Raw genomic sequence first — 3818 nt, forward strand, 5'->3', positions numbered from 1 at the left:
CAATTGCTATAAGCCAAGTATGGTGAGTTTTGTAACATCAAGCGAAAAGTTGATTCATACCGTGAATCAGCAACGCCTTTGTATAGCAGGGTTCTGTTTCGTCTCTCGCTTTGGGGATTGATATCATTTCCGGTTACACCGGAATGATGTTCACTGTTGACTGTTCACGGCCTCAACCGTCAATCGTCAACAGTCAACTCGAATTTACTATTCCGATGCTAACGGATTTGATATGACGGGGATTTAGACTTGGATACAGAGGAAAGGTGGAAATGGGAAGAATTGGGAAAATCTGCTTTTATTCTTCTTCCTGCTTGTTTGTGACTCCTGACTCCTGACTCTTGACTTCTTCCTTTTTGCGACTTCGATCGGACTTCTCCCCCGCCTCCCCAGCATCAACCGGAGAACTTGGAACGCGATCGCGTTCCAAAAACTGTTTAACTGCTAATTGGCGGTTGGTCATAAACTGACCCCAAGCGCCGGGAAACAGCCCATCCAAGGTTTCCACCAGCGCCCAAACCTCAAGATTCATCACTTTGTAATAAAAACTGTGAGAATGTTGAATGCTAGTGAGTATTTCGTCTATTTCAACAGCAGGTGGCAGCTTCGGATCGGTCAAATTCTTCGGAAAGGCGCTGGGTTCATGTGGGGGCATGGTTAAATACTCAACAGCTTGCAGAGGCCGGTCAGTCGATTTTAGATTTTAGATTTTAGATTGATTCCACAGATGAATCTGCGGGCTTGAACTAAATATCTAATTTTTTTTCTCTCCCCGACTCCTGTCGGGGGCTTGCATCCGTCAGTAGATTTTAGATTTTAGATTTTAGATTTTAGATTGACTCCACAGATGAATCTGGGGGCTTGTATCCGTCTTTGGGTAGGGTTAAATTTAACTTTACTTGCGAAAATCGGGAACAAGGCAAGGAACACCCTTGGCGAGAAAACCGACAATTGATATTTATTTATACCTGTCGGCTCAGGTGATTTCTACCTAGCTGCATCATACCATTAGAGTTAGTCTAAAATCTGAATTCCCTTGAGTGCTGCGATTTCTTCGGAAATTGCCGCTATCAGGAATATGCTGAAAACAGCGTGATTTCAAGCTCATGACGGGGGTGTCGCGCGATCGTCTAACCCTAAAAGCTCATAGCAAGATTCATCCGGCAGTCAACAAAATGGTAGACTATTTGTGTCAGTACAAGACATTAAAACCTACCCCTAGACTGGGGGAAAGTCAGATATCACTACGCACACAACAGTGGAAACGTGGTGAGCCCGGAAACCTGAAAAATCAGGATATTAGGACTGCGAAGTCTTAAGAATCTCCGTCTGTTGAGAAAGCGGGGGTGTCAAATAATCGCCACGTATCAACCTGTCGAGGTTCAATCGCTAAAATAGTTCAGATCAGCACGCTTGCCCCAAGGCGTCAGGAACCCTTATGCAAAACTCTGTGGCAAAACACTACTTATGGGCTTTAGGTGAAGGGATCAAAGGGTGTAAGCCAGGCGATCTGATCGCTGGTCGCTACTTGGTCAAGCGCGATCGACTTCTTGTCGATACTCAACCCGAACACTTGCCGGAACTGCCCGAAGAGATTCCGAGTGTTGTCACTCCTTATCTGAGACTGTTTGCCTATCAGTTGCACGTACCTCAAGTATACGGCCTGGTATCGTCGAAGATGAGCAAGCTTTCGGGAGATATCTGGCTACTGGAAAACGTGCCTATTTTGAAGGTGACGGAATCTTTAATGCCGGAATTGGCGGATTCCTGGAAAGGAGCCGCAGCGATGCGCCAGCTCAATTGGCTGTGGCAAATTGCTCAGTTGTGGCAGCCCTGTATCGCTCAGGGCGTAGCTTCGACGCTGCTGACTCCCGAACTACTACGGGTGGAAGGGCAATTGGTGCGGTTTCTGGAATTGCAGCCCGATCGCAAACCGCCTCATTTGTCGCAATTGGGCAAATTGTGGCAGCAGTGGCTGGAAGATGCTCACCCAACTATTGCCAATTTCTTGAGGCAACTTTGCCAGCAAATGGTTGCCGGTCAAGTGCGCCACGGCGAACAACTGATGGGCCAGTTGGATAAAGCTCTGGCAAAGTGCGGCCGATTTTACGATCGTCACGTTGAAATTGCCACGGGCACAGATGTAGGCAGATCCCGGGCTCACAACGAAGATGCTTGCTATCCGCCCAGCGGTACGCTGTTCGCAGGAAGCCCAGGTGCGGAAGCTTGCGCGATCGTCTGCGACGGTATCGGAGGACAAGACGGCGGCGAAGTCGCTTCGGAAGAAGCAATTGGTGTGCTGCGCGACAAGTTGCAGCAAATGCCCCTACATCAGGCTAATTGGGACCCGTTGAGCCTGACTTCCAAGCTGGAACGGGCGGCTTGTGCTGCTAACGACAAGATAGCCAGTCGCAACGACAGCGAACACCGCCAAGGTCGCCAGCGGATGGGAACTACGCTAGTTATGGGTTTAGCCCACATTCACGAGCTCTATGTCGCCCACGTCGGAGACAGTCGGGCTTACTGGATTACCCGCACCGGCTGCTATCAAGTTACTCTCGATGATAATGTGGCTTGTCGCGAGGTGCGTTTGGGCTACTCTCTCTACCGGGATGCTTTGGAACAAGTGGCCGCCGGAGCTCTGATTCAAGCTTTGGGGATTACTTCATCCAACACTTTGCACCCGACTGTGCAGCGTTTTCCAGTGGATGAAGACTGCGTTTTGCTGCTGTGTTCCGACGGTTTGAGTGATAAAGACCGGGTTGAGGAATGTTGGGAAACGGAGATTTTGCCAATTCTCGACGGTAGCATTAATTTGGGTAAGGCGCGCGATCGACTGATTGAGATTGCTAATACTAGAAACGGTCACGATAACGTCACTGTTGCTTTAATTCACTGTCAAGCACATTTGAGGGAAGACGGCAATACTTTTACAGAACTGTCTGTCGCACCTTTAGATACGCCGATCGAACTAATTTCCGATAGCGAGGATATGCCAACGGATTTGACCGAAAGCACAAGCCTGGGCGAGGGGAATTCTGAAGGAAAAACGCTGTTGTTACCGCCGGAAAAAAGCAAAAGTTTATTTTCGCTGCTGCTGAAAATTTTATTTTTATTAGGGTTGGGGAGTGTATTTGCTTATTTTTTCATTCCTCCGGTGGGTCGCGCGATCGATACTGCCGGGGAGTCGATTTTCGGGAAAGGCGGTTTAATTAAAGCTGGAAGCAAGCCAGAAAAAACTGTTGAATCTGTAGCTTCTCCGGTCAAATCTTTAGAAACAGGCTCTTTTATAGAGATTAAAAGTTCTGGGGCTGGGGAATTGGGAAAAGAGGGCGATCGCTTGGATTTGCGAGTCGCAATCGGTGAATTGACTGTCAAAGGAACAGTCCCAGCCGGCACCGTTTTGCAGGTGACAAACAAACAGCTTACGCCTCAAGGCAATTGGCTGGAATTGAAAGTTTGTTCGATTCCTGAAATAGTGCGATCGAACTCTCCCAAACCCGAGTCAAATAAAGATTTTTCTACAGTTTCAAAACCCGCACTAACTCCATCTCCCGCTGTGGCAACTCCGTCGCCTTCCCCGGCAGTTAAGCCAACAGTTGAAGTAGAAAGCGCCAAGCTGCAACCGGGGGAAATCGGATGGATTCAAGAACAAGCTGCTGTTTCTAAAGTAGTCTCTAACCTAGCCTTAAACCCCACTCAAAAGGGAAAATGCGTTGATGCTGGATCAACTCCCAATGCTAATTAGGGCTTGCTGAATATATCGATCGCACTTGACGTAGCCTGGGTTAAGAAATCGTGCGATCGAGAGTAAAGTG

2 protein-coding genes are annotated in these 3818 nt (G+C 48.2%); one reads left to right on the top strand and one right to left on the bottom strand.

What is annotated here, in order from left to right; translation table 11 throughout:
• Positions 1-298: 298 nt before the first annotated feature.
• Complete coding sequence (locus QUB37_RS29220) at positions 299-655, bottom strand: hypothetical protein (protein ID WP_333168699.1); 357 nt, start codon at positions 653-655, stop codon at positions 299-301.
• Positions 656-1450: 795 nt separating this feature from the next.
• On the opposite strand from QUB37_RS29220, the gene QUB37_RS29225 reads away from it, so the two are divergent.
• Entirely contained in the window at positions 1451-3748 is a 2298-nt protein-coding gene (locus QUB37_RS29225) for a protein phosphatase 2C domain-containing protein (RefSeq protein WP_333168701.1), read from the top strand.
• Positions 3749-3818: the final 70 nt, after the last annotated feature.

Origin of the sequence: Microcoleus sp. AT3-A2, assembly GCF_036705685.1 — a bacterium.
Classification (GTDB): Bacteria; Cyanobacteriota; Cyanobacteriia; order Cyanobacteriales; family Microcoleaceae; genus Microcoleus.